Here is a 25996-nt window from a genome sequence, read left to right as displayed (position 1 = left end):
CGCTGCTCGCGCCGCGCCCGAGGGCTTCAGTCGGAAGATCTCGCTATAGGTTGCGTTTTAAAACCATTTCGCCTTTGCCACGGATTGTTTCCGTCCTGTCATTTTCGCAGTGTACTCCTCGCCAAATCGTCCTAATGCTGAGGGGCCGGACGATGCATGATCTTTAAAGGAGAGCTTCCATGTCTTCCATTTTCGATGTCGGCCTGATGAGCCGCCGTTCCCTGCTTGGCGGCCTTGCCGCCACCTCCGCCCTGGTGCTGCTGCACCCATTCAGTGCGCGTGCCAGCGCCAACCAGGCGCATCTCCGGCTGATGGAAACGACGGACATTCACGTCAACGTCTTCCCCTATGACTATTATGCCGACAAGCCGAACGACACGATGGGTCTGGCGCGCACCGGGACGATCATCGACAATATCCGTGCGGAAGCCGTCAACTCGCTGCTGATCGACAATGGCGATGTGCTGCAGGGCAATCCGATGGGCGACTACATGGCCTATCAGCACGGCATGAAGGACGGCGACGTCCATCCCGTGATCAAGGCGATGAACACGCTCGGCTATACCGTCGGCACGCTCGGGAATCACGAGTTCAACTACGGCCTCGACTTCATGTTCAAGGTGCTGTCGGGCGCCAACTTCCCCTTCGTCTGCGCCAACCTGACCAAAGGCCAGCTCGCCTCGGACCCCAAGCGGGACGACCTCTTCTTCAAGCCTTACGTCATCGTGGAAAAGCAGATCAAGGACGGTGCCGGCAAGGAAAGCCCGGTCAAGATCGGCTTCATCGGTTTCGTACCGCCGCAGATCATGCTCTGGGACATCAAGAACCTTGAAGGCAAGGCGCAGACGCGCGACATCGTCGAGGCCGCCAAGGCCTGGGTCCCCGCGATGAAGGAAGCCGGCGCCGATATCGTCATCGCGCTTTCCCATTCCGGCATCGACGGCAGCGCGCCGTCCGAAAAGATGGAAAACGCCTCACTGCATCTGGCCGCCGTCGACGGGATCGACGCGATCTTCACCGGTCACCAGCATCTCGTCTTCCCCGGCCCGAAGAGCTGGGACGGCGTCGCCAATGCCGACCCGGTCAAGGGCACACTGCATGGCAAGCCCGCCGTGATGGCAGGCTTCTGGGGCTCGCATCTCGGCCTTATCGACCTGCTGCTCGAAAAGGACGGCAACAGCTGGAAGATCGTCGATTTCACCTCGGAAGCACGGCCGATCTATCATCGCGACGACAAGAAGAAAGTCGTCGCCGATTACGCCGACAAGAAAGAGGTGGTCGAGGCGGCCAAATCAGAGCATGCGGCGACGCTCGCCTACGTCCGCACGCCCGTCGGCAAGACCTCCGCGCCGCTCTATTCCTATTTCGCGCTCGTCGCCGACGATCCTTCCGTGCAGGTCGTCAGCCAGGCCCAGACCTGGTACATCAAGCAGATGCTCGCCGACACTGAATTCAAGGATCTGCCGGTGCTTTCGGCCGCGGCTCCCTTCAAGGCCGGCGGTCGAGGCGGCGCGGATTATTATACCGACGTTCCGGCCGGCGATATCGCCATCAAGAACGTCGCCGACCTCTACCTCTATCCGAACACGGTGCAGGCTGTCGCCATCACCGGCGCGCAGGTGAAGAACTGGCTCGAAATGTCTGCCGGCATGTTCAATCACATCGAAGCCGGCTCGAAGGATGCGGCTCTGCTCAACAACGACTTCCCGTCCTATAATTTCGACGTCATCGACGGGGTCACCTACCAGATCGACCTGTCGCAGCCGCCGAAGTATGATTCATCCGGCAAGACGATCAATCCGGACTCCAATCGCATCCAGAATCTCGCCTTCGATGGCAAGCCGATCGATCCGGCTCAGAAGTTCGTCGTCGTCACCAACAATTACCGCGCCGGCGGCGGCGGCAGTTTCCCCGAGATTGCAGCGGACAAGGTGATCTTCCAGGCACCTGATACCAATCGCGACGTCATCGTCCGCTATGTCCACGACCAGGGTACGATCAATCCGTCGGCCGATGCGAACTGGACCTTCAAGCCGCTACCGGGAACGACCGTCACCTTCGAAAGCGGTCCCAAGGCAAAACAGTTCCTAGCCGCGGTCAAGAGCGTCAAGATCGAGGATGCCGGCGACGGTGCCGACGGCTTCTCGAAGTTCCGGCTGGTTCTCTAAGGGCAGAATCTGGAGGAAGGCGCGGGAACCGCGCCTGCCTCATTCGGCCGCGAGCGGCACGACAGGTTCCCGCAATTCGGCAATCCGGGCGTGCAAGTCCGCCTGGCTCGGGCAACGCGTAAGCCGCGAGCGGAAGGCATCGATCATCCAGGTGGCCGCCGGCCCCGGCGGATTGGCGAGCCGGCGCATCGAATAGATGGCGTACTCCCCCTGCTCATAAGCATCCAGATCGAGATGGACGAGCGTGCCGCTCAGGAGATCGTCATGGATCAGGGACGCTGGAAGGCCGCCCCAGCCGAGGCCGCTCTTGATGAGCTGATGCTTCGTGGCGATATCGCTGACGCGCCATGTCTTGTAGGACAGGACGTTGAAATCGCGCCCCTTCGTCCGACCCGACGCATCGGTGACGACGAGTTGCACCTCCTCGCGGACATCACCGAGGGTCAGCGGCCGATCGAGTTCGGCCAGCGGGTGGTTGCGCGCGGCGACGGGCATCATGAAGGAGTGACCGATCCGCTCCGTGACGACCGAATCGTCCTGCTTCAGGACTGCTCCGCCAATTCCGATCGTCGCCTTGCCGCTCAGAACGAGATCCATGACCATTCCGAGTTCGCCGACGTTGAGGTTCATGGAAACGGACGGGAACATCTCACGGAATTCGTGGAGGACATCCACCACAGCCTTCGACGGCACCATGACGCTGATGGCCACGGATACCTCCGCTTCGAGTCCTTCCTTCAGGCTCTTGACGCGCGCCCGCATGACCTGCAGGTCGCCGAGAATTCGTCGCGCATCCTCCAGCATCGCCTTGCCCGCTTCCGTCAGCTTCGGCTGGCGCGCCCCGGAGCGCTCGAAAAGCGGCATCTCGAGCTGTGCCTCGAGATTGGCGATCGTATAGCTGACGACCGACTGTGCGCGATTCAGCGCGCGCGAAGCGGCCGAAAAGCTGCCGGTCTCGGCAACGGTCAGAAACACCTGCAATTGGTCCAGAGTCGGGTTCGGAAGCATCTTCCATCCATTCCATCGATAGTTTCGATCGACATTATCTCCGTTTTTTCGATAGCAGGCCAGACTTATTTTCCTGTTCGACACCGCGGCTCACCTCCCAGCAACGAGCCGTTCCGTTCAATTCGAAAGGAAATGATCCATGTCGTCCATTCTTCTTCTGACGTCCAGCCCGCGTGCCGAATCGCTCTCGACGCCGATCGCCGCCGATCTCGCCGAGAAGCTGAAAAACCAGAAACCGGGCAGCGTCGTCGTCCGCCGCGACCTTGCCGCCACCCCGCTGCCGCATATCGACGACCTCTTCACCGGCGCGATCCGCAAGCCGGCGGAAGCCCGCACCGCCGAAGAGATCGCAGCCATCAAGACCTCCGACGAACTGGTCGCCGAACTGTTTGCCGCCGACACGATCGTCATCAGCACCGGCCTGATCAACTTCAACATCTATTCGTCGCTGAAGACCTGGATCGACAATGTCGCCCGCGCCGGCGTGACCTTCAAGTATACGGAAAGCGGCCCGGTCGGCCTCGTAACCGGTAAGAAGGTCTATGTGGTACTTGCTTCCGGCGGCGTCTATTCGCAGGGACCGGCTGCTCCCCTGAACCATGCCGTGCCTTACCTGAAATCGGTTCTCGGCTTCCTCGGTATCACCGATATCGAAACCATCTATGTCGAAGGCCTGGCTTTTGGCCCGGAAGCCGCTGAAAAGGCCATCGGCGCCGCCAAGTCGCGCGTCGAGGAAATCGCACTCGCCGCATGATCGGCTTTCGAAGCCTCCATCGAACGGCCGGCACCTGCCGGCCGTTCGTCATTTGTCGATATCGGCGACGAAATCCCGGATCGTCTCCAGGATTTCGCCCGAAAGAGCCTCATCCGAGGAAACCCTGGCAAGGCCGACGCCGCCTGCCATCATCGCGAAAGCCATGATTGCCTTTCGCCGTCTTTCCGCTTCATTTGCTCCCGTGGCCTTGCTCGCCAAAGCCTCGAAATTGCGTTCGAGCCGCTCCGTCGCAATGCGCCGCGCCTTCTCGCCGCTGCGGGACAGATCCGAGGTCAGTGCGGCAAAAGGGCAGCCATCGCCGGGGTTGTCGCGATGATAGGCGCTGACATAACGATCGGCGATATCCGCCGCGGTCATCTCTGCCGGGTTCACTCCTTCGGCCTCAAGCCCGCGTCCCCATGAATCGAAGGCGAACTGGACTGCCTCGGCGACGAGATCGTCGCGGGAGGCGAAGTGCTTGTAGAAGCCGCCGACAGTCAGCCCGGCTTCCTTCATCAGGTCGGCGACGCCGATACCGTCAAGCCCCTCCTCGCGCAGCCGCTTCGAAGCGGTCTCGACGATCTTCTCGTGCGTCTTCTGTTTTTCCAGTTGCGAACGTCCCATCGGATTCTCCCCGTATTACGTCTTGACTTACATGGATTACAATTATAATCCTTGTAGCTAACGATCATAATCCAGATCGTTGTCATTTCCAAGAGGAGCATGCATCATGCGTCTAAGAAACAAGGTCGCCCTCATCACCGGGGGCAACAGCGGTATCGGTCTTGCAACCGCCAAGGTGTTCATCGATGAGGGTGCCAAGGTGGTGATCACCGGCCGCAACCCGGAAACGCTTGCCGCCGCCGAAAAGGCGCTTGGGGCCGGCGTGCTGGCGCTGAAGGTCGATGTCACCGATGCCGCCGCCACCGAGAAGGCTTTTGCGGAGGCTGCCGCAAAGGTCGGCAAGTTCGACATCGTCTTCGCCAATGCCGGCATCGGCGGCGCAACACCGCTCGGTGACACCTCGCCGGAGCAGTTCAATCGGATCATCAGCACCAATCTGACGGCAGTGTTCTTCACCGTGCAATCGGCCCTGCCGCATCTCAACGACAGCGGCTCGGTCATTCTCAACGGCTCGGTGCATGCCGTGCTCGGCGCTCCCGGCTGGTCGGCCTATGCGGCCACCAAGGCTGCGGTGCGCGCGATGACGCGCAATATGGCGTCGGAACTCGCGCCGCACGGCATCCGTGTCAACCAGGTGACTCCTGGCGGCACGAAGACACCGATCTGGTCGCCGATGGCACCCACAGAAGATGCGATGTCGGCGCTCGAGGCTCGCATGGGCGGCCTGAGCCCGCTCGGCCGCATGAGCGAAGCCGACGAAATCGCCAAGGCGGCGCTCTATCTGGCATCGGACGATTCCGCCAATGTCACCGGCATCGAGATCACCGTCGACGGCGGCATGACGAGCGCACCCTCCGGGGCCAAGATCTTCCGCGCCGCCTGACTGAAGTGGGGGGTTGGCAACACCTGCCCATCCCCCGCTCCCTGCGCATCTGCGGGATTGTTGGCCGAAACGGACCAACTGATCGACCGGCCGGCCTGGCCGTAGAGCCTGGCTACGACGCGCGCCGGCCGGTCGACCATCCCACTCCGTTTGGATCAACAGAATGATTCAATCTAATCAGGAAAGGCTCTAACTCGGTTGCATCATACCGGAGCGGCCGACGACGCAGTTGCGGCCGCTTTTCTTTGCCGCGTAGAGCCTGCCGTCGGCGGCGGTGAGCACCGTCGTAAAGCTGATGCCGTCCTCGTCAGCTGTGGCAACGCCGATGCTGACCGTCACCGGCTTGTTATCCGGTGTTTTGACGCTGGTCTCGATCGTCCAGCGCAGGCGGTCGGCAAGGAGCAGCCCTTCTTCGTGGCTTGTGCCGGGGCAGACGGCGACGAATTCCTCGCCGCCGAAGCGGAAGATGCGGTCGCTTGATCGCAGTGTCGTGCCGAGCCGGGCGGCGATCGCCTTCAGCACCTCGTCGCCCTGAAGATGGCCATGACCGTCGTTGACATCCTTGAAGTGATCGGCGTCGATAATGAGGACGGTGGCAAACAGCCCCTGCCTCAGGGCCTCCCGCAGCATCAGCGGCGCTTCGAGTTCCATGCGCGTGCGGTCATAAACGCCGGTGAGCATATCGCGGCCGGTGCGCTCCAGAAGATCGTTATAGCGCTCGCGAAAGGTGAGATCACCAAAGACGTCGCTGATGGAGCGCGCGGCGGCGTCGGCGCCAAGGCGGCGGATTCGATATTCATAGACGGCAAACATCGCCCCATAGAGGCAGACGGAGAGCATTTTCGCCTTCCAGCCACCCCAGAATACGGCGACCGGAACGTCGAGGAAATAGTGAAGCGCGGCAAAGAAGCCAACCTGGTCGAAAGTCAGCAGCACAAAGCCGGAGATCATGAAACGCAGAACGACACGCCTGCGGAAGAAATCGCCGAGTTTTTCATAGAGCAGAATGATGCCGAGCGAATCGACGTAGAGCAGCGCCGTGCCCCAGATCATCAGCCAACCCATCTCCTTCAGGAAATCGACATCGGGCGTGTGGTTCGACGACAGCTGCAGCGGCTGGTGCAACTGCAGCACCCAGGCGATGCCGACGGTCAGCAGATTGCCGAGAAACAAGCCGTAGATCGGCTGGCGCACCGTCGCGGCATCCTCCCACAGATACAGCATCAGGATCATCATCAGCTTGCCGGAGAAGAAGACCGAAGACCCCGGGGACACGTCGCCGAACGGCAGCGAGACGTAAAAGACCGCCGCTAGGTAGGTCTCCATGAAATGCATGACGCCGAGCGCCGTCAAAAAAACCCCGAGGCCGAGCCGATGGCGGAAATGCAGAAGCGTCACCATCAGCACGAAATAGGCAATGGCTTCGACGACGAAGAGCGCGAGGTTGATAGTCTCCATCACGGCACCGCGGCGTCCGGGAGGCGCCTTCGCGGCCGGGCGGGCGCTGCGATAACGGCAGCGGATCCCTTGATCGATCGTCTGAAAAATTGAAGCACAAGAGCGGCCCTGCAAATCCTGCAAGCGATAGCTTTCGCCGCAATCCTTTAAGATTGCGTGTGCAAGATCACATGACCGGGATCAGAACCAGAACTTGAAAAGCAAGAAAACTCCCCCGGCCGGGATTCGGGTTTCAGACCTGACGGATCTTCTCGCCATCGCTGAAGAGTGACGAACCATGCTGATCGATAATCTGCTGCGCCTTGCGCACCGTGCATTCGATCGCATCGTCGGAGGAGGAAAACATATCGGCACGGATGAAATTGCGCACCAGCACCTCGTCGCCGACCTTCTTTTCGATGCGGCCGGCCAGACGATACTGGCTGCCTTCCTTGCGCGGCTCCGCATAAATCGTGCAATCGCCGTAAAGCTGCGGCTCGCCGGACGGGCCTGCCGCCTGCGAGGCTGGTTTAGCCCCGCCGGAGAACATCGAAAAGAGATTTGAAAAGAATGAAGCCATGACGCGTCTCTAGCACGGCGGCCTTGCGATCGCCAAGTCAAATGATCAAGTTAGCGAGGATCTCGTTCTCGGTGATATCCTCGTAACCCATGCCGGAAGCTTCGAAATTCGCAATCAGCCGGGCGAAGTTCTCAGGCGCCTTGGTTTCGATGCCGATCAGGATCGAGCCGAAGTTGCGCGCCGATTTTTTCAGATATTCGAAGCGGGCGATATCGTCGTCGGGGCCGAGCAGATTGAGAAAATCCCTGAGCGCCCCGGGGCGCTGGGCGAGCCGCAGGATGAAGTATTTCTTCAGCCCTGCGTAACGCATGGCTCTTTCCTTTACGTCAGGCAGGCGCTCGAAATCGAAATTGCCGCCGGAGACAACGGCGACGATGCTCTTGCCGCGGATTGCCTGGGCGTCCATCGCAGCGACCGCCGTCAGCGACAGGGCGCCGGCCGGCTCCAGTACGACGCCCTCCACGTTCAGCATCTCCTGGATGGTGACGCAGATGGCGTTTTCCGACATCAGTTGCACTTGGCTTGCCGGGAAATCACGAAGGGCGGCGAAATTCAGGTCGCCGATGCGGGCGACCGCTGCGCCGTCGACAAAGTTGTCGACCTTGGCAAGCGTCGTCACCTTGCCTGCCTCAATGCTGCGCCTGAGGCTCGGCGCGCCGGCCGGTTCGGCGAAGACGAAGGCCGATTTCTGCACGATGCCGTCGAGATGACCGGTGATGCCGGCGGCCAGTCCGCCGCCGCCGACCGGCAGAATCACCATGTCAGGCACCGTTCCCTCGGGCAGCTGCTGCATGATCTCGGCAGCGACCGTCGCCTGCCCCTCGATGATATCGGCATGGTCGAAGGGCGGCACCATGACGCCGCCGACCGCCTCGACATGCTCGCGCGCCGCCTGATAGCACTGGTCGAAAAAGTCGCCGAACAGCCGGATGGTGATGAATTCAGCGCCGAACATGCGAGTCTTGTCGATTTTCTGCTGCGGCGTCGTCACCGGCATGAAGACGACGCCCGGCACGCCGAAATGACGGCAGACATAGGCAAAGCCCTGGGCGTGGTTGCCGGCCGAGGCGCAGACGAAGGTCTTGCCGGCCGCCCCCTGCCCGATCGCCTTGCGGAAGAAGTTGAAGGCGCCGCGGATCTTGTAGGAGCGCACCGGCGACAGATCCTCGCGCTTCAGCCATATGTCGGCGCCGTAGCGGGCCGAGAGATGGTCATTGAGCTGCAGCGGCGTTGCCGGAAAGAGGCTGCGCATTGCCTCTTCGGCGCTTTCGACTTCAAGTCTCGTCACGGGCGTGGTCCGTTCTCATGATTGGTCACCGCCGCTATGGCACAGGCCGGCGGCCAAAGGAAAGGGTTCACTGATCGGCCGGCCCAGCCCATAGAGCCTTTCTTAAGCCAATCGCAAAATCGGCGGCAGATGAACTGATTTTAACTGTCAATGAAAAGGCCTGCCACTTATATGGAGCGATGATGATCTTCAAATTCGCAAGACCGCTCGCCTGGCTGCTGCTCGCCCTCATCCTGTTTGTCACGGTTTCGCCGATCGGGCTGAGACCGAATACGGTGACGACGGTCGATGCGGACCGCGGCACCGCCTATGTTCTGCTCGGCCTCTCCTTTGCTCTCGCCTATCCGAAGCAGTGGAAACTGGTGGCCGTGCTGCTGATCGTTGGGGCGGTCGCCATCGAATATCTGCAGTATTTCGCGCCGACCCGCCATCCGCGCCTGCATGACGCGGGCATCAAGGCCATGGGCGCCGCCCTCGGCCTCGTTGCCGGCTGGGTGATCAACAGATGGCGCGAGAGCAGAGCTCCAAGCGGCCTGCCTTTCACAGAACGCTAATTATTGCGAATCAGAAACCCGGCAAATCCATTGCCCAGAAAAACAGCGGTATCGCAGCCACAGCAGTTGCAAGAACAAATGCGACGCTCGTCTTGAAGATCCGGACGCGCCGAACCCTGGTCCCGCTCCAATCGTAAACCATCGTCTTACTCCCACAAGACAACACTTACTCGCCGCGGCGCAATCCTTGCACCGAAAATGTCATTGTCAAGCAACAACGCGCTTTTTTGCGCGCAATATACAGGCATATTCAAACAGGATTATAAAGATTGTTGCAGCGAACCGGGGCATTATCGAACCAGTCCGCCTTCGTTCCCGACGGAACTACGGCGCGACAGCCTTCGCTTGGCTGCTCTCTTCGGCTCGCCGAGCCGAAGCTCACAGAGCGTAGGCTGGTGCGGGCGACGGGGATCGAACCCGTATAGCCTAAGGCCGAGGGATTTTAAGTCCCTTGCGTCTACCAGTTTCGCCACGCCCGCTTGCGGCGTTTTCAATATCTCGCGTCACCGACTATGGGAAGAGCCGTGGGGCGTAAAAATAAGATCAGCTCTGCCGGCAGCGCCCCGGAATGAATGAGCAGGCATTTCAGCGCGAAAGAGACGCATCGGTCGGTGCCAAAGAGCATGATATCGTCGGAAAACCGCTCACACTTTTCCGCATCACGCGCGAGTGTTTGCAAAGCGGCCCGAGGGCGCTACCTATTGACCAGCCTCACATCACGGAACATCCCATGAGCCATGACACCGTCGTCACCGCCGCCATGCTCGCCATCGGCGACGAACTCCTTTCCGGCCGCACCAAGGACAAGAATATCGGCCACCTCGCCGATCTGCTCACCCTGTCAGGCATCGATCTCAAGGAAGTGCGCATCGTCGCCGACGACGAGGAGGCGATCGTCGAGGCGCTGAATGCGCTTCGCCCTCGATATGATTACGTCTTCACCTCGGGCGGGATCGGGCCGACGCATGACGACATCACCGCCGATGCAATCGCCAAGGCTTTCGGACTGCCCTGCGAATATGACGAAGCGGCAATGACCCTGCTGGCCGATATGTACCGTCGCCGCGAGATGGACTTCACCGAGGCGCGCCAGCGCATGGCGCGCATGCCGCGGGGTGCCGTTCATATCCCCAATCCGGTGTCGACGGCGCCGGGCTTCATCATCGGCAATGTCTATGTCATGGCCGGCGTGCCGCAGGTCTTTCAGGCCATGGTCGACAATGTGCTGCCGACGCTTCGCACCGGCACGCCGCTGCTCTCGCTCGCCATCGCCTGCCCTTACGGCGAGGGTGATATCGGCACCCCGCTTGCCGCGATCCAGAAAGCGCATCCGGACACCAGCATCGGTTCCTACCCACGTTATCTCGGCCAGAAATTCTCGACCGAGATCGTCGTGCGCGGCCGCTCGCAACCGGCAATCGATGCAGCCGGCGCCGAGGTGCATGCGATGATCGACGCCATCGGCCGGAACAAGGCGATCGCAAAAAACCATTCTGCCGAGGCTTGAGGGACTGGACTTGATTCCCGTCATGGAACGGGAGAACGGTCCGGTGCATTCCGTCCCTCGCGCACGTCATTTCAGCGCAAGGAGAATTGATATGTCCTACAAAACCATCCTCGCCATTCTCGATACGGCAGACAATAGCGCCGTCGTTGCCGATTTCGCCTTTGCGATTGCCGCAGAAAGCGGTGCTCACGTGATCGGCCTGCATGCCGAAACCATCTCGGCCGTGCCGCTGGTGGCGCCGATGGAAATTCCCGATCCCGTCGCGGTGCAGGCGCTGCAGGATATGGCGCATGGTGAAACGGTCGCCGTCGAGCGCATCTTTCAGGCGAAAGCGCAGGCCGCCGGCGCCTCCTCGGAATGGCGCAGCTTTGCCACCTCCACCGGTTACGGTTCCGCACCGCTGATCGAAAGCGCCCGCAGCGCCGATCTTCTGATCGCATCGCAGGCCGACCCGGACAATCCCTCCGACAGCCATGTCGACGTCGACAGCTTCCTCTTCGAAACCGGGCGACCGGTGCTGATGATCCCTTACGTTATCCGCCAGCCGAGGCCGATCAAGCGCGTGCTGATCGCCTGGAATGGCTCGAAGGAGGCGGCGCGCGCGACCTTCGATGCGCTGCCCTTCCTGAAAGCGGCCGAGGAAGTGGAGATTTTTTCGGTCGACCCGGCCGATACCGCCCTGCAGTCGCCGCTCACATCAGGCGCCGAGATCGCCGCTGCACTTGCCCGCCATGGCGTGAAGACGACGCTTGCGACGGGCCACAGCGTCGACAGGAATACCTCGCATGTCATCGAAAACCGGCTGTCGGACAGCAGCATCGACCTTCTCGTCATGGGCGCATATACCCATTCCCGGCTCTGGCAGGCGATCTTCGGCGGCACGACGAAGAGCCTGCTGCAATCGATGACGGCGCTGACGCTGTTGTCGCGATGAGCGGCTGCTCTTGCGTTTTACCGCCAAATCCCGCTAATTGCTGCCACCGATGAAGGCTTCCAGCCCCGGCCACGCCTCGCGCAGTAGCACGTGCGATCTCGCGCGGCAGCTCGCGATCTCGCGCAGTTCCGGCTGCGCGATTTGCGTTTTGCCGCTGAAGCCGTCCGGTCGCCGACAAACGGCGTGTCCTCTCAATCATGCCGCGGAGCAGCCCTATGTCCCTTCCCGATAAAGCCTTTCCCGTTTCCTGGGATCAGTTCCACCGCGATGCGCGCGCACTTGCCTGGCGGCTTGCCGGCCTCGATCAGGCCTTCAAGGCGATCGTCTGCATCACCCGCGGCGGCCTCGTTCCGGCCGCAATCATCTCGCGCGAACTGAACATCCGGCTGATCGAGACCGTCTGCATCGCCTCCTACCACGACTATGTGAACCAGGGCGACATGGTGCTCCTCAAGGGAATTGCGCCGGAGCTTACCGAAAACGGCGGCGAAGGCGTGCTCGTGGTCGACGATCTGACGGATACCGGCAAAACAGCCGCACAGGTGCGCACCATGCTGCCGAAGGCGCATTTCGCCTGCGTCTATGCCAAGCCGAAGGGCGTGCCGACCGTCGACACCTTCATCACCGAGGTCAGCCAGGACACCTGGATCTATTTCCCCTGGGACATGGGCTTCACTTATCAGGAACCGATCGCCAAGGGCGCGCGCTAACCGCCGCTATCCGGAGTGCGCCGGCATTCTCGGCGCACTTCGACAGCGCTCGCCGGCTCAGCGAATCGGCATGCGCATTTGTGCCGGAAATGCCATCACAAGATTTGCCGCAGGACGCTTTTTTGCCGCTACGAGATTTTCCTTAGCCGGCGACACCCGCAAGTCCTTGTATTTTCAGCACTCCCCGACTTTCCCCAATCTCCACAGGCGCATCCACAAGATGTTGTGGTTACCATTCAATTAAAAACCAGCCCTTGACGGAATCAGCTGTTTCAAACTTTATTGTTCGTGATGTTGCGGCGGCGACAGGACCGGAGGTTACGAGCCCGGTTCCCTTTGAAAAACAAGACGCAGATTGAGGGCATGCGCCGGAACCGGTTCAGGCCCGAGGGAATCTCTGCGCAGTTTTCAGCCTCCAAAAAAAGTGACATCGGGACTGGCGATAATAAGTTGTTAATACTATATTTAGTGTTTGCAGCCACCATCACCACAAGATACAGGAAAGCCATCTCCGGATGACACCCCTGTGACAATACGGAAACGAGACTGGCTGCACGACGACAATGTGCCGCCGGATAGGAAATTTGCGCCCAGGGGACGGGCGCCAACGCGAGGTCAAGACTATGCGCATCGAACGTCGTTTCACGAAGGCCGGCCAAGGCGCCTATGCGGATATCGAATTCCGCAAGGCGACGAGCGAGATCAAGAACCCGGATGGGTCGATCGTCTTCCGCCTCGAGAATATCGACGTTCCCGCGCAGTTCTCCCAGGTCGCGACCGATGTTCTGGCGCAGAAATATTTCCGCAAGGCCGGCGTTCCCACTCGTCTGAAGAAGGTCGAGGAAAACGACGTTCCTTCCTTCCTGTGGCGCTCCGTTCCCGATGATGCCGCGCTGAAGACCCTGCCCAAGGAGGAGCAAACCGGTTCCGAAATCGATGCGCGCCAGGTCTTCGACCGTCTCGCCGGCACCTGGACCTATTGGGGCTGGAAGGGCGGCTATTTCTCTTCGGAAGAAGATGCTGCCGCCTTCAAGGACGAGCTCGCCTATATGCTCGCCACCCAGCGCGTCGCCCCGAACTCGCCGCAGTGGTTCAACACCGGCCTGCACTGGGCCTATGGCATCGACGGCCCTGGCCAGGGTCACTTCTACGTCGACCCCTTCACCGGCAAGCTGACCAAGTCCAAGTCGGCCTACGAACATCCGCAGCCGCATGCCTGCTTCATCCAGTCGGTCGAAGACGACCTCGTCAACGAAGGCGGCATCATGGACCTTTGGGTGCGTGAAGCCCGCCTCTTCAAATACGGCTCCGGCACCGGCTCCAACTTCTCGATGCTGCGCGGCGAAGGCGAAAAGCTTTCCGGCGGCGGCCGCTCCTCCGGCCTGATGAGCTTCCTGAAGATCGGCGACCGCGCCGCCGGCGCCATCAAATCGGGCGGCACGACGCGCCGCGCCGCCAAGATGGTGGTCGTCGACATCGACCATCCCGATATCGAGGAATACATCAACTGGAAGGTCAAGGAAGAGCAGAAGGTCGCCGCTCTCGTCACTGGCTCGAAGATCGTCGCCAGGCACCTGAAGGCGATCATGAAGGCCTGCTTCAACTGCGAAGGCGGCGATAATGGCGATTGCTTCGATCCGGCCAAGAACCCTGCCCTCAAGCGCGAAATCCGCGCCGCCAAGAAGGACCAGGTTCCGGAAAACTACGTCCAGCGCGTCATCCAGTTCGCCCGCCAGGGCTACAAGGATCTCGAATTCAAGACCTACGACACGGATTGGGATTCGGAAGCCTACCTCACGGTATCCGGCCAGAACTCCAACAACTCCGTTTCGATCAAGGACGACTTCCTGCGTGCGGTCGAGGATGACGGCGAATGGAAGCTGACCGCCCGTAAGGACGGCCGGGTGATGAAGACGCTGAAGGCGCGCGACCTCTGGGAAACGATTTCCTATGCCGCCTGGGCTTCGGCCGATCCGGGCATCCACTTTAACACGACCATGAACGACTGGCACACCTCGCCGGCCGGCGGCCCGATCCGCGGCTCGAACCCGTGCTCGGAATACATGTTCCTCGACGACACGGCCTGCAACCTCGCCTCGCTGAACCTCTTGCAGTTCAAGGACAAGGCCACCAAGCGCATCAATATCGGCGACTATGAACATGCAGTTCGCCTGTGGACCGTCGTGCTCGAAATCTCGGTGATGATGGCGCAGTTCCCGTCGAAGCGCATTGCCGAACTCTCCTACGAATACCGCACGCTCGGCCTCGGCTACGCCAATATCGGCGGCCTGCTGATGTCGTCGGGCATTCCCTACGACTCCGCTGAAGCCCGTGCCATCGCCGGTTCGCTGACCGCAATCATGACCGGCATCTGCTATGCGACCTCGGCCGAAATCGCCGGCGAGCTCGGCCCCTTTCCGAATTTCGCGCCGAACCGCGAGAGCATGCTCAGGGTCATTCGCAATCATCGCCGCGCCGCTTATGGCGAAACCTCCGGCTATGAGGCGCTATCGATCGATCCGGTTGCGCTGATCCATTCGGAAAACCCCGACCAGGATCTTGTAGTCCATGCCAAATCGGCCTGGGACAAGGCGCTCGAACTCGGCGAAAAGCATGGCTACCGCAATGCACAGGTCTCGGTCATTGCGCCGACAGGCACGATCGGCCTCGTCATGGATTGCGACACCACCGGCATCGAGCCTGACTTCGCCCTCGTCAAGTTCAAGAAGCTCGCCGGCGGCGGCTACTTCAAGATCATCAACCGCGCCGTGCCGGAAGCGCTTCGCACGCTCGGTTATTCCGAAAGCCAGATCGCCGAGATCGAAGCCTATGCCGTCGGCCACGGCAACCTGAACCAGGCGCCGGCGATCAACCCGTCGACGCTGAAGGCCAAGGGCCTGACCGACGAGAAGGTGGAAGCCGTCAATGCCGCGCTGAAGAGCGCCTTTGACATCAAGTTCGTCTTCAACCAGTGGACGCTCGGCGCCGACTTCCTCAAGGAGACATTGAAGGTTTCCGACGAGCAGCTCGCCGACATGAGCTTCAACCTGCTCGACCATATGGGCTTCTCGAAGAAGGACATCGAAGCCGCCAACATCCATGTCTGCGGCGCGATGACGCTGGAAGGCGCGCCCTTCCTCAAGGCCGAGCATTTGCCGGTCTTCGATTGCGCCAATCCCTGCGGCAAGATCGGCAAACGCTATCTCTCCGTCGAAAGCCATATCCGTATGATGGCGGCTGCCCAGCCCTTCATCTCCGGCGCGATTTCCAAGACGATCAACATGCCGAACGAGGCGACCGTCGAGGATTGCAAGAACGCCTATATGCTGTCCTGGAAGCTAGGCCTCAAGGCCAACGCCCTCTATCGCGACGGCTCCAAGCTGTCGCAGCCGCTCAATGCCTCGCTGATCGAAGACGAGGACGACGAGGATGCGCTGGAGGAACTGCTGCAGGCGCCCGTCGCCGCCCAGGCTGTGACGGTCACCGAGAAGATCATCGAGCGAGTGATCGAACGGGTTTCGCGCGAACGCGAGAAGCTGCCGAACCGCCGCCAGGGCTATACCCAGAAGGCCGCCGTCGGCGGACACAAGGTCTATCTCAGAACCGGCGAATTCGGCGACGGCCGCCTCGGCGAGATCTTCATCGACATGCACAAGGAAGGGGCTGCTTTCCGTGCGATGATGAACAACTTCGCCATCGCCATCTCGCTCGGTCTGCAATATGGCGTGCCGCTCGAGGAATATGTCGAGGCCTTCACCTTCACCAAGTTCGAGCCGGCCGGGATGGTCATCGGTAACGATGCGATCAAGAACGCCACCTCGATCCTCGACTATGTGTTCCGCGAACTCGCCGTCTCCTATCTCGGCCGCCATGATCTCGCCCATGTCGACACGTCCGACTTCTCGAACACGGCGCTTGGCAAGGGCATCCAGGAAGGCAAGACCAACCTGCTCTCCACCGGCTGGACCCGCGGCTACAAGCCGACGCTGGTCTCCGGCACCGGCGGCGAACGCCAGGCGGGCGAACCCAAGGGTGCTGCCACCGCAGCCCCTGCCCGCGCCGCCTCCACCGGCACCGTGACCGCCTTTGCAGGTGCCGCGGCCCGCAAGCTGGAGCCGACAGTTGCCGTCTCCACCTCCGAAATCGTCGCCTTCAAGCGCGACTACGAGGAACGCGCCAAGGAATTGGCCGAGGAGATCGCCGAAGAGATAAGCGAGGAAATCACCAGCGACGCCACCGCCCTCTTCTCCGACAAGGCGGCAGCTGACGCAGCGACGGCGAAGACCGAAGCCAAGAAGGTGGAAGCCGAACGCCGCCAGCGCTCAATTATGCAGGGCTATACCGGCAACATGTGCTCGGAGTGCCAGAACTTCACGATGGTGCGGAATGGGACGTGCGAGAAGTGCGACACGTGCGGCGCGACGAGCGGGTGCAGCTGAGCAGGCTTGCAGTTCTTAAGTGTCTGTTGAGAAATCGAAGCTAGTTCTGGCCAAAAGCCTCTGAAATTGGCCATTTCCGACAGAAGCAATGGCCAGCCCGTCTGGGCACTTAAAGTGCCCGGACGGTGGCCCGTTTTGCGAATTCGCAGCAAATACCCTGCCTGCATAAGCCTGCAATCTGGGGTTTCGAAAAGGGTTGACGCCTGCTCGAAGACCTGCTGCGGTTCTCCTGGCATCGGAACTCAGGGCGACGTCCAGAGTTTCGTCAGCGAGGTCGAGCTTAATTCGATTTCGGACAAGACGCGTTCCAGGCTCGATCGCACACCGTCACGCCGAAACCCGCGGGATGCTCAAGTTTCGCAAAGGTGGGACGAAACGACTGACCTCCCTGTGACATCCGCCTAGTTTGCGAGCTGTATCGGAGGCCCTTCATGCTCCAGGAGTCAACACGCAACGAAGCTCTAACCGACGACATCGGCCTCGCGATAAAATGAAGCTGAACCCCATGCTGCCGAAACACCGCCTCATCCTTCTGCGCCATGCCAAATCCGCCTGGCCCGACGGTGTGGCCGACCGTGAACGGCCATTGGCGGATCGCGGGCGCAAGGCGGCATCCGTCATCGGCGCCTATATGGTGCGCGAAAAACTGATCCCCGATCTCGCCCTCGTCTCGCCGGCCCGCCGGGCGCAGGAAACCTGGAAGCTCGTCCGCGGGGCCATTTTGAAAAAGGTCGAACACGAGGCGGCGGATATCTACGAGGTGCCGGCCGAGCGCATGCTCGATGTGATCCGGGCCGTCGAACCTGGCATCCGCACGCTGCTCATCGTCGGCCACAATCCCGGCATGGAGAATGCGGCCTCGCTGATCGCGCCGGACGGCGATGCCGATGCCGTGAGATGCATGCGGGAGAAGTTCCCGACGGCAGGACTCGCCGTCATTGACCTCGATCTCGACGGATGGGACGAGATTGCGGCGGGCACCGGTTATCTCGAGCGGTTCGTAACGCCGAGATCCTTGGGATAACAAGGCCACTTTCCGATTTGAATTTAGTGGACATGGTGCACGGTTCCGATTCTGCCCGCGCCGGTCCGAACGGGCCGTCCACGGCAGAATGGTTCGACAGCGCCGACCTGGCCGGAGAAGCCGTTCTCGTCAACCAGTTGGGATCGATTCCACAAGGTAATCCATTGCGGGTATCTCTTCCCTATATGGCGGATGCTACACGCCGGGCAGCCGCTTCCCTCACCCGGTCAGAGTTCCGCCTTCGGGCTCTCCTTGGCCGGTACCTCAGGCCATTGTCAAAAGGGCAGAATGTTGAACAGGCACTTGCTCGCCCTCGCCGCCCAAGTCGGCGTCACGGTCCCGGCTGCCAATGGAGGGCCGGACGATGGAGTCGGTGGCGATTGGTAGAACCGGTTGAGCATCGCGTCACACACGTAGTGCCCCCAATTCGTCAGATGCTCCGTCTCTCTGGCGCCGAGGAAATGGAGGTAGGTGCCAACCTCGGAGGGAACGACCGAGGACGGCGGCAGTGTGTAAGAGGCGTATGGCTTGAGTTCGGCGTCCTTGCTGTCGATCGACCAATAAACGCCATGGGTTCTTGCACGCAGCGCCGATTTCGCAAGATCATCGAGGCCAAGCCTATCGGCCTGTGTTGCAGCCTTGAAGCCGCCGATCAAGTCTCGTCGCCGCAACGACCTCACCTGATTGTCCGTCGTATCGAGAACGCGTTTCAGCTGGGAGAGATAGTTCCAGTAACCGCGGCTCGAGGAACGCCAAGGCGCACCGGCGTCGCTGACAAGCAGGCAGTCGCAGCGTTTCAGCGCCGGTTCGATGCCGTGATTGTCGTAGACGCCGCCGTCGCTCAATATTGCCCGGCCCGGAGCAACCGGTTCGCCGACGGTGTCGTCGAGTTTTTCCCTCTCCCACGAAAATTGCGACAGGTCCAATCGCAGCGGTGACAACACGGGCGGAAATGCAGCTGAAGCGGCAACCGCGGTTGCGAGCGAAAGTGTCGGGTGGAACGACAAGCCGATCCTGTAATCCGCGATATAGCGGTTCGACATCCGGAAAAGCGAACCGGTGCTGAGATTGCTGGCGCAAAATACGAACCAGGGCGAGCTTGGAAGCTCGCGCAGGCTTGGCGATTTTCCATGGAACAGATGTCGCTCGTAGAGTTTCGCGGCTTCGTCCGCCGCGCTCGAAAAGGGATTGAACACGCCCTTCAGGAAGCTCGGCCCATCAGCGAATAGCTGACTGAAGGCCAGAACGTGATCCAGATATGCGGTCCTGAAGTTGACGGCGATGTCGTTCTCGAAGATCAGCCGGGGCCAGATGTAGGCGAGCAGGCCGGAAGCGATGGATCCGCCCGATACCGACGAGATCATACCGAGCTTCGCCAGAAGACCGGCCTCGTTGAGCCTCGCAAGCGAACCCGCATGGAAAAGCACGGCCCGATAGCCGCCGCCCGAAAGGCAGAGGCCGAGTTTATAACGCTCAGCGGGCTTCTCGGGGTCAACGGATCCCGACAAGACGGCATTCGATGGGGCATGCGCGTCTTCCGACATGCTCAGCCTCACTCAGGAATCTGAGTTTCCCAACATTTCCTCCTCCGGGCGAACCAGCGGTCGCTCGTCTTTGGGCCTGCGCGCTACTTACTCGTATAGCTCCGGGAGTTGGCATCGCATTTGTGCCACTCCCAGTTTATTTCGGCTTCATCCTTATAGCCATAGCACCAGTCGGCGCGATTGAGCAGCGAACCGAGTTCGTCGCGCCGTTTGCATGCCCGCAGCGTATCGGGTCCCTTGCGATCGACACTCGTGCGGCAGATGTCGTCCAGTCCTGTCCACTGATGGATCAACCGATCCGGCGCCTTTGCCCCCTTGTCCGTGGCGAGCACCTTTCCGGTCTCGGCCTCGATCTGCAGAGAGGCCATGTTCCACACGAAAGAGAATTCGGCCATCCCGGAGGACGTCTTACCCGTGTCTCTGTTTCCGGCAAACCACTCGACAATTCCCGACATTTCGCATTTTCCGGCACAGCTGGCCGTCACGGAGCCCGGCTTGACGCTGTAGATGCGCTCCGGCCAGCGTTGGGCGAAGGCTGCCTTTTCCTCCAGGACGGCATCTTTGTCGACCGAGTTTCCGAAGAAGGAGACCTCGTCGGCATAGACGCCCTTCATAAAGGCCAACGCCGAAGCACTGTCTTTCGACCATTCGTCATTGTATCGGTTGACGAAATCAACCGCCTCCGTGGTCAGGTCGCCGGGTTCGGAGGCGGCCATTTCCTCGGGATCGCTCGGGTCTGACGGCATGTCGCCGGGTGTTGCGCTCTCCTGCGGTGCGGCGCCCGGCGGGGGCGGCGCGCTTTCCTGTGCCGAGGGCATATCCTCGGGCGTGTTGATGTTCCAGTCCCGCATTTCCGCAGCGGTGAGATACCGTATATCGGTGTTGTCGATCGACAGGCTGAGCTGCAGCAGATTGGGGCTTACCCCCATCTCGGTGAGATAGCCGATGATCTCGCCGGTCAGTGCTTGAACAGTCGAGACGGCCAACTTGTTGTCGATGGCAACATCGTCGGACAGGGAAACCCGATGCACGCCGATAGAGCCCGGCTCGGCAAATCTTTCAACGCCACCGACGAAGGCGAAGGCGCAAGCCGACGCGCACTCGGCGGCTCTGATCTGTATCGTTTTTGCATTCAGGAGGCGGAGGGCCCGGCCGAACCTGATCGCTGCGACCACGTTTCCGCCGGGCGAGTCAAAGGTGACATAGCTCGGCTGGTACTGCGTATATTCGTCGACAAGCGTCATCGCATCGTCGGAACCCTCGAACACGCCTTTTATCGTCAGGGCGCGCTCTCCCGGCGCGGTCTCCAGACGTTGGTAGGAAATGGCCGCATGCCCCTCCCCGGCTATGGCGACGAACGCCAGCAGCATCGATATCAACGAGACGAATTTCCGCATTCTTCCCCAGCCCTCGAGCACCCGTACTTCTCCTGTCGTCATTCGCAGCATGGCTTGCGCATGTCTGTATAGCCGGACGATGAAAATTACCTGCTCCACCCCAGCCTCATCCGCGACCGGCCAAAACCAATAACGGTCCGAAGAACAATAGCTTCGCAGAGAATGTTGACAGCTGCCCCAGCAGCTCAGATCAATGCACAAGGGCGATCTTCTGGCAAGCGTCACAATCAGAAGTGATGAGACAAGGTAAATGCCGGCCCTCGCCGAAAAGGATCGCAGTTCACCAGACATCATAGACGCGTGCAATTGATATCGGCTATGTCGCCTGGACCGAGGCATTTGACCAGTGAGGCAGTTCGTGACTTCTTCCTATGACAACCACGCCCTTGACCTGAGGAATGATCCCGATTTCTTCGCCCTTCTTGCCGGCAGCTACCAGCGCATTGTCGGCCGCCGTCTTGTGGAGGATGGGCAAGGGCCGGACTGGCTTTACAGCCAAGCGCCTTTCGTGGTCCTCGCGCATAATACGCTGCCCGACCCGCGCTTCATCTATGCAAACAGGACTGCGCAGAACTGCTTCGAATATAACTGGGACGAATTCATCATGCTGCCGTCGCGACTATCGGCCGAGCAGCCTGATCGCGCCGAGCGCCAGCGGCTGCTCGATGCCGTCACGCGCGATGGTTTCGTCAATAACGGCCGCGGCCTCAGGGTCGCGAAATCGGGCCGCCGTTTCTGGGTCGAAAATTTCACTGTCTGGCAGCTTATCGATGAGACGGGCAAGCGGTTGGGCCAGGCTGCGATATTTTCATCGTGGCGGGACGCGTAGTTCCTACGGTTTCACGCGGTCCGGATGCGCTGCCTGAAAGGCGGGGAGTTCAGCGCATCTGGCGTCGATATCGCTGATGCGTCTGAAAGCAGTCATATCAACGCCCCAGCGGCGGGCATTGTAGACTTGGGGAACAAGGCAGAGATCGGCGATCGACGGCCTGCCGCCAAAGCTGAACGCGCCATCGGATTCGCCGAGCATGATCTCCAGCTTGCGAAGTCCATCGCCGATGAAATGCTTCATCCATTCCTCGCGAGCCTCGGCCTTGTCGGTCAGCGTCAGAAGATGCGAGACGACATGGAGGTTGCAGATCGGATGGATGTCCATGGCCATCGCATATGCGAGGGCGCGCACTCTGTGGCGATCGAAGCTATCCGATGGCAGCAATCCGTATTCCGGCCGAGACTCGGCCAGATATTCGATGATGGCCAGCGACTGTGCCAGCGTTTTCCCATCGATCACCAGTGTCGGCACGAGCCCCTGCGGGTTGAGCGCGAGGTAGTCCGGCATCTTGTGCGCACCGTCGAGCAAGTTGATCGGCACCGTCTGATAGTCGAGGCCCAGAAGATTGAGCGCGATCCGCACGCGATAACTCGCCGATGATCGCCAGTAGTCGTAGAGAATGATCTCGTTCATCCCCCGGCAGCTCCCTCGTATCTTCCCACCATCTGCTCGATTGCCCCGAAGATCGAATGGCCGGCATGATCCTTCATCTCGATGCGGACCTGGTCGCCGAACCTCATGAAGGGGGTCTTCGGCGATCCGCTCTCGATGGCCTCGATCATTCTCAATTCGGCAATGCAGGAGTATCCATCTCCTCCCACGCCCACCGGCTTGCCGGGGCCGCCGTCGAGCTTGTTGGAGATCGTGCCGGAGCCGATGATCGTACCGGCCACGAGGTGGCGGGTTTTGGCGGCATGGGCAATCAGCTGGCCGAAGTCGAATGTCATGTCGACGCCGGCATTCGCCTTGCCGAACGGCTTGCCATTCAAGCTTACGAGCAGCGGCAGATGCAGCTTGCCGCCATCCCAGACGTCCCCAAGCTCGTCCGGCGTCACCGCAACCGGAGAAAATGCCGAAGCGGGCTTGGACTGGAAGAAACCGAAGCCCTTGGCAAGCTCCTCCGGGATCAGGCCGCGCAGCGACACGTCGTTGACGAGCATCAGCAGCTGGATGGCGCCGCGCGCAGCCTCGGGGCTGGCTCCCATAGCAACATCGCCGGTGATAACGGCAACCTCGCCCTCCATGTCGATCCCGTAGGCCTCATCCGCCACGAGGATCGGATCGCGCGGCGCGAGGAAACCATCCGAGCCGCCTTGATACATCAGCGGATCGGTCCAGAAGCTTGCCGGCATTTCGGCGCCGCGCGCCTTGCGCACCAGTTCGACGTGGTTGACGTAGGCCGAGCCGTCGGCCCATTGATAGGCGCGCGGCAAAGGCGATGCGGCGTCGTGTTCGTGAAAGCGGATGGTCGGCTGAGCCCCCGTCTCGATGCCTTCGGCAACCAGCCGAAGTCTCGGAGCGACATGCTCCCAGTCGTCGAGCGCCGCCTGCAGGGTGCGGGCGATGTGGCCGACCTCTGAACAGCGGGTCAAATCGCGGGAAACGACGACGAGGCGGCCGTCCCTGGTGGAGTCCTTCAAGGTCGCAAGTTTCATGTCGCAGTTCCAGTGCCGGAGGGGCGGATCTTCATTTGATGCCCGGGGTCCCATCGAACTTGCGTTCCAGGCCATCCCAGCATTCGAGGTAATCCTCCTGCAGCGTTTCGAGCTCGGCTGCGTATTTCGTCAGCTGCTGCGGGTAGCGGGTCTCGAACATGAAGGCCATTGTGTGATCGAGCTTCACCGGTTTGAGTTCGCTGTTGGACGCCTTGTCGAAGGCGAGCGCATCCGGCCCATGGGGCAGCATCATGTTGTGCAGGCTGATGCCGCCCGGCACGAAGCCCTCCTCCTTGGCGTCATATTGACCATGGATCAGGCCCATGAACTCGCTCATGATGTTGCGGTGGTACCAGGGCGGCCGGAAGGTGTGCTCGGCGACCAGCCAACGCGGCGGAAATATCACGAAATCGACATTCGCCGTACCCGCATCTTCGGTCGGCGCAGTCAGCACCGAAAAGATCGACGGATCGGGATGATCGAAGCTGATCGCGCCCACCGGCGAAAACGTTCGCAAGTCATATTTGTAAGGTGCGTAATTGCCGTGCCAGGCGACCACATCAAGCGGCGAGTGGCCGATCTCGGTGACATAGAATTTGCCGCACCATTTCACATGGACGCGGCAGGGTGTTTCCTTGTCCTCAAAGGCGGCGACCGGCGTCTTGAAGTCGCGCGGGTTTGCCAGACAATTGGCGCCGATCGGCCCGCGGTCCGGCAATGTGAATTTCGCGCCGTAGTTCTCGCAGATATAGCCACGCCAGACCGTCTGCTCGCCGACTGTCGTGACCTTGAACATCATGCCGCGGGGGACGAGGCATATCTCCAGCGGCTCGACGTCCATGATGCCCGTTTCGGTGAACACTCTGATGGCGCCGAGCTGCGGCACGATCATCAGTTCGCCGTCAGCGTTGAAGAAATAATCGTCGACCATGTCTTCGTTGAAAACATAGGCATGCGCCGACATGCCGACCTGAGTCACGGCATCGCCTGCCGTAGTCATCGTCCGCACTCCCTCCAGAAAGGTCAGCTTCTCCTCAGGCGCGGGGATGGGATCCCAGCGAAGCTGGCCGAGCGGCAGCGAATGTTCGTCCAGGCAAGGCGCGGTTTTCCAGAGCGGATAGGAGGCGTTCGAGAAGCGGCGGCTGTGACGCACGCTCGGGCGAATGCGGTACAGCCAGGACCGTTCATTCGTCCCGCGCGGCGCGGTGAAGGGCGAGCCGGAAAGCTGTTCGGCATAAAGGCCGTAATTGCATTTCTGCGGGCTGTTCTGGCCCTGCGGCAAAGCGCCGGGCAGCGACTCCGTCTCGAAGTCGTTGCCGAAACCCGGCATATATTTCAGCCTGTTTGCCGTCGCCGCTTCCGCATCGGCGGCCTGGATCGATGTCTGGTCCATGCTCAACTCCTCCCCGAAAACTCTACTGCGCCGTAGAGTTTACTCCGCTGCCGTGCCGATGACACCACGCTTGATCTGATCGGCTTCGATCGACTCGAAAAGCGCACGGAAGTTGCCTTCGCCGAAGCCCTCATCACCCTTGCGCTGGATGAATTCGAAGAAGATCGGGCCGATCACCGTCTTGGAAAAGATCTGCAGCAGGATTTTCGTCATGCCGCCGTTCACCACACCTTCGCCGTCGATCAGAATGCCGTGCTTCTTCATGCGGTCGATCGGCTCCCTATGGCCGTTCACACGCTCATAGGACATATCGTAATAGGTCTCTGGAGGCCCCGGCATGAAGCGCAGGCCGTTATCAGCAAGCCGGTCGGTCGCTTCGTATATATCCTCCGTTCCGACGGCGATGTGCTGAATGCCCTCGCCCCGGTACTTCTTCAGATATTCCTCGATCTGGCTGGTGTCGTCCTTCGATTCATTCAACGGTATGCGGATCTTGCCGCAGGGCGAGGTGATGGCGCGGCTGACGAGGCCGGTGATGCGCCCATCAATATCGAAGAAGTGGATCTGCTTGAAGTTGAACAGATTGCGGTAGAAATCCCACCACTTGTCCATGTTGCCGCGGAAGACGTTGTGGGTGAGATGGTCGAGATAATAAAAGCCAATCCCGGTGGGATTCGGATTGGGCTCGCCAAGCCAATCGAACTCAGCCTCGTAAGCCGATCCCTTTGCCCCATAGGTCTCGACGAAATAGAGCAGCGAGCCGCCAATGCCGACAATCGCGGGAACGTCGAGCACTTTGTCATTTCCTTCATAGGGAACGGCGCCATTCGACACGGCGTGATCGAAGGCGTGCCTGGCATCGACCACGCGCCAGGCCATCGATGGAGCGCAGGGACCATGCTTTGCGACGAAACGCGCCGCATGGCTGCCGGGCTCGGCATTGAGGACATAATTGATGTCGCCCTGGCGCCAGACGGTAATGTTTTTCGTCTTATGCCTGGCAACCGCTACATAACCCATGCGCGTGAAGAGCTCGCTGAGCTTCTCAGGCTCGGGGTGGGCGAATTCGACGAATTCGAAGCCGTCGGTGCCGGCCGGATTGTCGGCGGTGATTTCCGACGGAGGTGCATCATGCGGGAACGGACCCATTTTCTTTTCCTCCAGAGGAGACTGCATTTTCTATGCAAACTATGGCTCAAAACACGCGCAAAGTTCTTGCGTTCTTGATGCAGGAGGAACAAATTATGCACGACCTGTGAGCATTA

Annotated in this window: 21 protein-coding genes and 1 tRNA gene; 10 read left to right on the top strand and 12 right to left on the bottom strand. The window is 60.6% G+C overall.

The window, feature by feature from the left end; translation table 11 throughout:
• Positions 1-179 precede the first annotated feature (179 nt).
• The gene (locus tag HJC00_RS26180; RefSeq protein ID WP_221146520.1) at positions 180-2168 is read left to right on the top strand and encodes a bifunctional 2',3'-cyclic-nucleotide 2'-phosphodiesterase/3'-nucleotidase; all 1989 of its coding nucleotides are present in this window, start codon (positions 180-182) and stop codon (positions 2166-2168) included.
• A 39-nt stretch (positions 2169-2207) separates the two neighbouring features.
• Here HJC00_RS26180 and HJC00_RS26175 read toward each other — a convergent pair whose 3' ends face one another.
• Positions 2208-3176 (bottom strand): LysR family transcriptional regulator, encoded by a 969-nt coding sequence (locus HJC00_RS26175; RefSeq protein ID WP_210628178.1) that lies wholly within the window; start codon positions 3174-3176, stop codon positions 2208-2210.
• Between the two features lie 139 nt (positions 3177-3315).
• Between HJC00_RS26175 and HJC00_RS26170 the strand changes: the two genes are divergently transcribed.
• Positions 3316-3930 (top strand): FMN-dependent NADH-azoreductase, encoded by a 615-nt coding sequence (locus tag HJC00_RS26170; protein WP_064802027.1) that lies wholly within the window; start codon positions 3316-3318, stop codon positions 3928-3930.
• A gap of 48 nt (positions 3931-3978) precedes the next feature.
• On the opposite strand, the gene HJC00_RS26165 is transcribed toward HJC00_RS26170, so the two are convergent.
• Positions 3979-4554 carry a TetR/AcrR family transcriptional regulator gene (locus HJC00_RS26165; RefSeq protein ID WP_210628179.1) on the bottom strand — a complete coding sequence of 192 codons (576 nt, stop codon included), beginning with the start codon at positions 4552-4554 and terminating at the stop codon, positions 3979-3981.
• 106 nt (positions 4555-4660) lie between these two features.
• On the opposite strand from HJC00_RS26165, the gene HJC00_RS26160 reads away from it, so the two are divergent.
• Positions 4661-5437, top strand: coding sequence for an SDR family oxidoreductase (locus HJC00_RS26160; RefSeq protein WP_221154907.1), 777 nt, complete (start codon positions 4661-4663; stop codon positions 5435-5437).
• Between the two features lie 189 nt (positions 5438-5626).
• Here the strand turns inward: HJC00_RS26160 and HJC00_RS26155 are convergent, their stop codons facing one another.
• From HJC00_RS26155 to ilvA, 3 genes are all read right to left on the bottom strand, one after another.
• Entirely contained in the window at positions 5627-6898 is a 1272-nt protein-coding gene (locus tag HJC00_RS26155; protein ID WP_210628181.1) for a diguanylate cyclase, read from the bottom strand.
• A gap of 229 nt (positions 6899-7127) precedes the next feature.
• Positions 7128-7454 (bottom strand): HlyU family transcriptional regulator, encoded by a 327-nt coding sequence (locus tag HJC00_RS26150; protein ID WP_210628182.1) that lies wholly within the window; start codon positions 7452-7454, stop codon positions 7128-7130.
• 37 nt (positions 7455-7491) lie between these two features.
• Positions 7492-8742, bottom strand: a complete 1251-nt coding sequence (ilvA, locus tag HJC00_RS26145) for a threonine ammonia-lyase (protein WP_221164821.1) — start codon at positions 8740-8742, stop codon at positions 7492-7494.
• 179 nt (positions 8743-8921) lie between these two features.
• On the opposite strand from ilvA, the gene HJC00_RS26140 reads away from it, so the two are divergent.
• A complete protein-coding gene (locus tag HJC00_RS26140) occupies positions 8922-9296 on the top strand; it encodes a VanZ family protein (protein WP_210628184.1) in 375 nt (124 codons plus the stop codon).
• Positions 9297-9689: 393 nt separating this feature from the next.
• Here HJC00_RS26140 and HJC00_RS26135 read toward each other — a convergent pair.
• Positions 9690-9775, bottom strand: a tRNA-Leu gene (locus tag HJC00_RS26135).
• 251 nt (positions 9776-10026) lie between these two features.
• Between HJC00_RS26135 and HJC00_RS26130 the strand changes: the two genes are divergently transcribed.
• From HJC00_RS26130 to HJC00_RS26110, 5 genes are all read left to right on the top strand, one after another.
• Positions 10027-10803 carry a competence/damage-inducible protein A gene (locus HJC00_RS26130; RefSeq protein WP_210628185.1) on the top strand — a complete coding sequence of 259 codons (777 nt, stop codon included), beginning with the start codon at positions 10027-10029 and terminating at the stop codon, positions 10801-10803.
• Between the two features lie 91 nt (positions 10804-10894).
• A complete protein-coding gene (locus HJC00_RS26125; protein WP_221164820.1) occupies positions 10895-11737 on the top strand; it encodes a universal stress protein in 843 nt (280 codons plus the stop codon).
• 215 nt (positions 11738-11952) lie between these two features.
• A complete protein-coding gene (gene gpt / locus HJC00_RS26120; RefSeq protein ID WP_210628187.1) occupies positions 11953-12447 on the top strand; it encodes a xanthine phosphoribosyltransferase in 495 nt (164 codons plus the stop codon).
• A 623-nt stretch (positions 12448-13070) separates the two neighbouring features.
• Positions 13071-16886 (top strand): vitamin B12-dependent ribonucleotide reductase, encoded by a 3816-nt coding sequence (locus HJC00_RS26115; RefSeq protein WP_210628188.1) that lies wholly within the window; start codon positions 13071-13073, stop codon positions 16884-16886.
• A gap of 490 nt (positions 16887-17376) precedes the next feature.
• Positions 17377-17910, top strand: a complete 534-nt coding sequence (locus tag HJC00_RS26110) for a histidine phosphatase family protein (RefSeq protein ID WP_210628189.1) — start codon at positions 17377-17379, stop codon at positions 17908-17910.
• Positions 17911-18185: 275 nt separating this feature from the next.
• On the opposite strand, the gene HJC00_RS26105 is transcribed toward HJC00_RS26110, so the two are convergent.
• Positions 18186-19454: a patatin-like phospholipase family protein gene (locus tag HJC00_RS26105; protein WP_221164819.1), complete on the bottom strand. Its 1269-nt coding sequence runs from the start codon at positions 19452-19454 to the stop codon at positions 18186-18188.
• A gap of 83 nt (positions 19455-19537) precedes the next feature.
• Positions 19538-20872, bottom strand: a complete 1335-nt coding sequence (locus tag HJC00_RS26100) for a hypothetical protein (protein ID WP_221164818.1) — start codon at positions 20870-20872, stop codon at positions 19538-19540.
• Positions 20873-21209: 337 nt separating this feature from the next.
• Here HJC00_RS26100 and HJC00_RS26095 point away from each other — a divergent pair, with 337 nt between their 5' ends.
• The gene (locus tag HJC00_RS26095; protein WP_221146517.1) at positions 21210-21680 is read left to right on the top strand and encodes an MEKHLA domain-containing protein; all 471 of its coding nucleotides are present in this window, start codon (positions 21210-21212) and stop codon (positions 21678-21680) included.
• 3 nt (positions 21681-21683) lie between these two features.
• On the opposite strand, the gene maiA is transcribed toward HJC00_RS26095, so the two are convergent.
• Genes maiA through hppD form a run of 4 tightly spaced genes read right to left on the bottom strand, consistent with a single transcriptional unit; the run spans position 21684 to position 25880 of the window.
• A complete protein-coding gene (maiA, locus tag HJC00_RS26090; RefSeq protein WP_221164817.1) occupies positions 21684-22316 on the bottom strand; it encodes a maleylacetoacetate isomerase in 633 nt (210 codons plus the stop codon).
• The gene (locus HJC00_RS26085; protein ID WP_221154897.1) at positions 22313-23338 is read right to left on the bottom strand and encodes a fumarylacetoacetate hydrolase family protein; all 1026 of its coding nucleotides are present in this window, start codon (positions 23336-23338) and stop codon (positions 22313-22315) included. The genes maiA and HJC00_RS26085 overlap by 4 nt, the downstream gene beginning before the upstream one ends.
• Positions 23339-23369: 31 nt before the next feature.
• Entirely contained in the window at positions 23370-24731 is a 1362-nt protein-coding gene (hmgA, locus tag HJC00_RS26080; RefSeq protein ID WP_221164816.1) for a homogentisate 1,2-dioxygenase, read from the bottom strand.
• Between the two features lie 39 nt (positions 24732-24770).
• On the bottom strand, positions 24771-25880 hold the full coding sequence (gene hppD / locus HJC00_RS26075; protein ID WP_210628195.1) for a 4-hydroxyphenylpyruvate dioxygenase: 1110 nt from the start codon (positions 25878-25880) through the stop codon (positions 24771-24773).
• Between the last annotated feature and the right edge of the window lie 116 nt (positions 25881-25996).

This window comes from Rhizobium sp. NLR22b (assembly GCF_019685295.1).
GTDB lineage: Bacteria > Pseudomonadota > Alphaproteobacteria > Rhizobiales > Rhizobiaceae > Rhizobium.
The sequence above is the reverse complement of the archived record's forward strand: the minus strand, read 5'-3'. Positions and strand labels throughout refer to the sequence as shown.

Bases quoted from the DNA above. Each gene is read 5' to 3' on its own strand.
- HJC00_RS26180 (WP_221146520.1), top strand. From the start codon at position 180: ATGTCTTCCATTTTCGATGTCGGCCTGATGAGCCGCCGTTCCCTGCTT.
- hmgA (WP_221164816.1), bottom strand. From the start codon at position 24,731: ATGGACCAGACATCGATCCAGGCCGCCGATGCGGAAGCGGCGACGGCA.
- HJC00_RS26170 (WP_064802027.1), top strand. From the start codon at position 3,316: ATGTCGTCCATTCTTCTTCTGACGTCCAGCCCGCGTGCCGAATCGCTC.
- HJC00_RS26105 (WP_221164819.1), bottom strand. From the start codon at position 19,454: ATGTCGGAAGACGCGCATGCCCCATCGAATGCCGTCTTGTCGGGATCC.
- maiA (WP_221164817.1), bottom strand. From the start codon at position 22,316: ATGAACGAGATCATTCTCTACGACTACTGGCGATCATCGGCGAGTTAT.
- HJC00_RS26115 (WP_210628188.1), top strand. From the start codon at position 13,071: ATGCGCATCGAACGTCGTTTCACGAAGGCCGGCCAAGGCGCCTATGCG.
- HJC00_RS26160 (WP_221154907.1), top strand. From the start codon at position 4,661: ATGCGTCTAAGAAACAAGGTCGCCCTCATCACCGGGGGCAACAGCGGT.
- HJC00_RS26140 (WP_210628184.1), top strand. From the start codon at position 8,922: ATGATGATCTTCAAATTCGCAAGACCGCTCGCCTGGCTGCTGCTCGCC.
- HJC00_RS26175 (WP_210628178.1), bottom strand. From the start codon at position 3,176: ATGCTTCCGAACCCGACTCTGGACCAATTGCAGGTGTTTCTGACCGTT.
- HJC00_RS26110 (WP_210628189.1), top strand. From the start codon at position 17,377: ATGAAGCTGAACCCCATGCTGCCGAAACACCGCCTCATCCTTCTGCGC.
- HJC00_RS26165 (WP_210628179.1), bottom strand. From the start codon at position 4,554: ATGGGACGTTCGCAACTGGAAAAACAGAAGACGCACGAGAAGATCGTC.
- gpt (WP_210628187.1), top strand. From the start codon at position 11,953: ATGTCCCTTCCCGATAAAGCCTTTCCCGTTTCCTGGGATCAGTTCCAC.
- hppD (WP_210628195.1), bottom strand. From the start codon at position 25,880: ATGGGTCCGTTCCCGCATGATGCACCTCCGTCGGAAATCACCGCCGAC.
- HJC00_RS26130 (WP_210628185.1), top strand. From the start codon at position 10,027: ATGAGCCATGACACCGTCGTCACCGCCGCCATGCTCGCCATCGGCGAC.
- HJC00_RS26150 (WP_210628182.1), bottom strand. From the start codon at position 7,454: ATGGCTTCATTCTTTTCAAATCTCTTTTCGATGTTCTCCGGCGGGGCT.
- HJC00_RS26085 (WP_221154897.1), bottom strand. From the start codon at position 23,338: ATGAAACTTGCGACCTTGAAGGACTCCACCAGGGACGGCCGCCTCGTC.
- HJC00_RS26125 (WP_221164820.1), top strand. From the start codon at position 10,895: ATGTCCTACAAAACCATCCTCGCCATTCTCGATACGGCAGACAATAGC.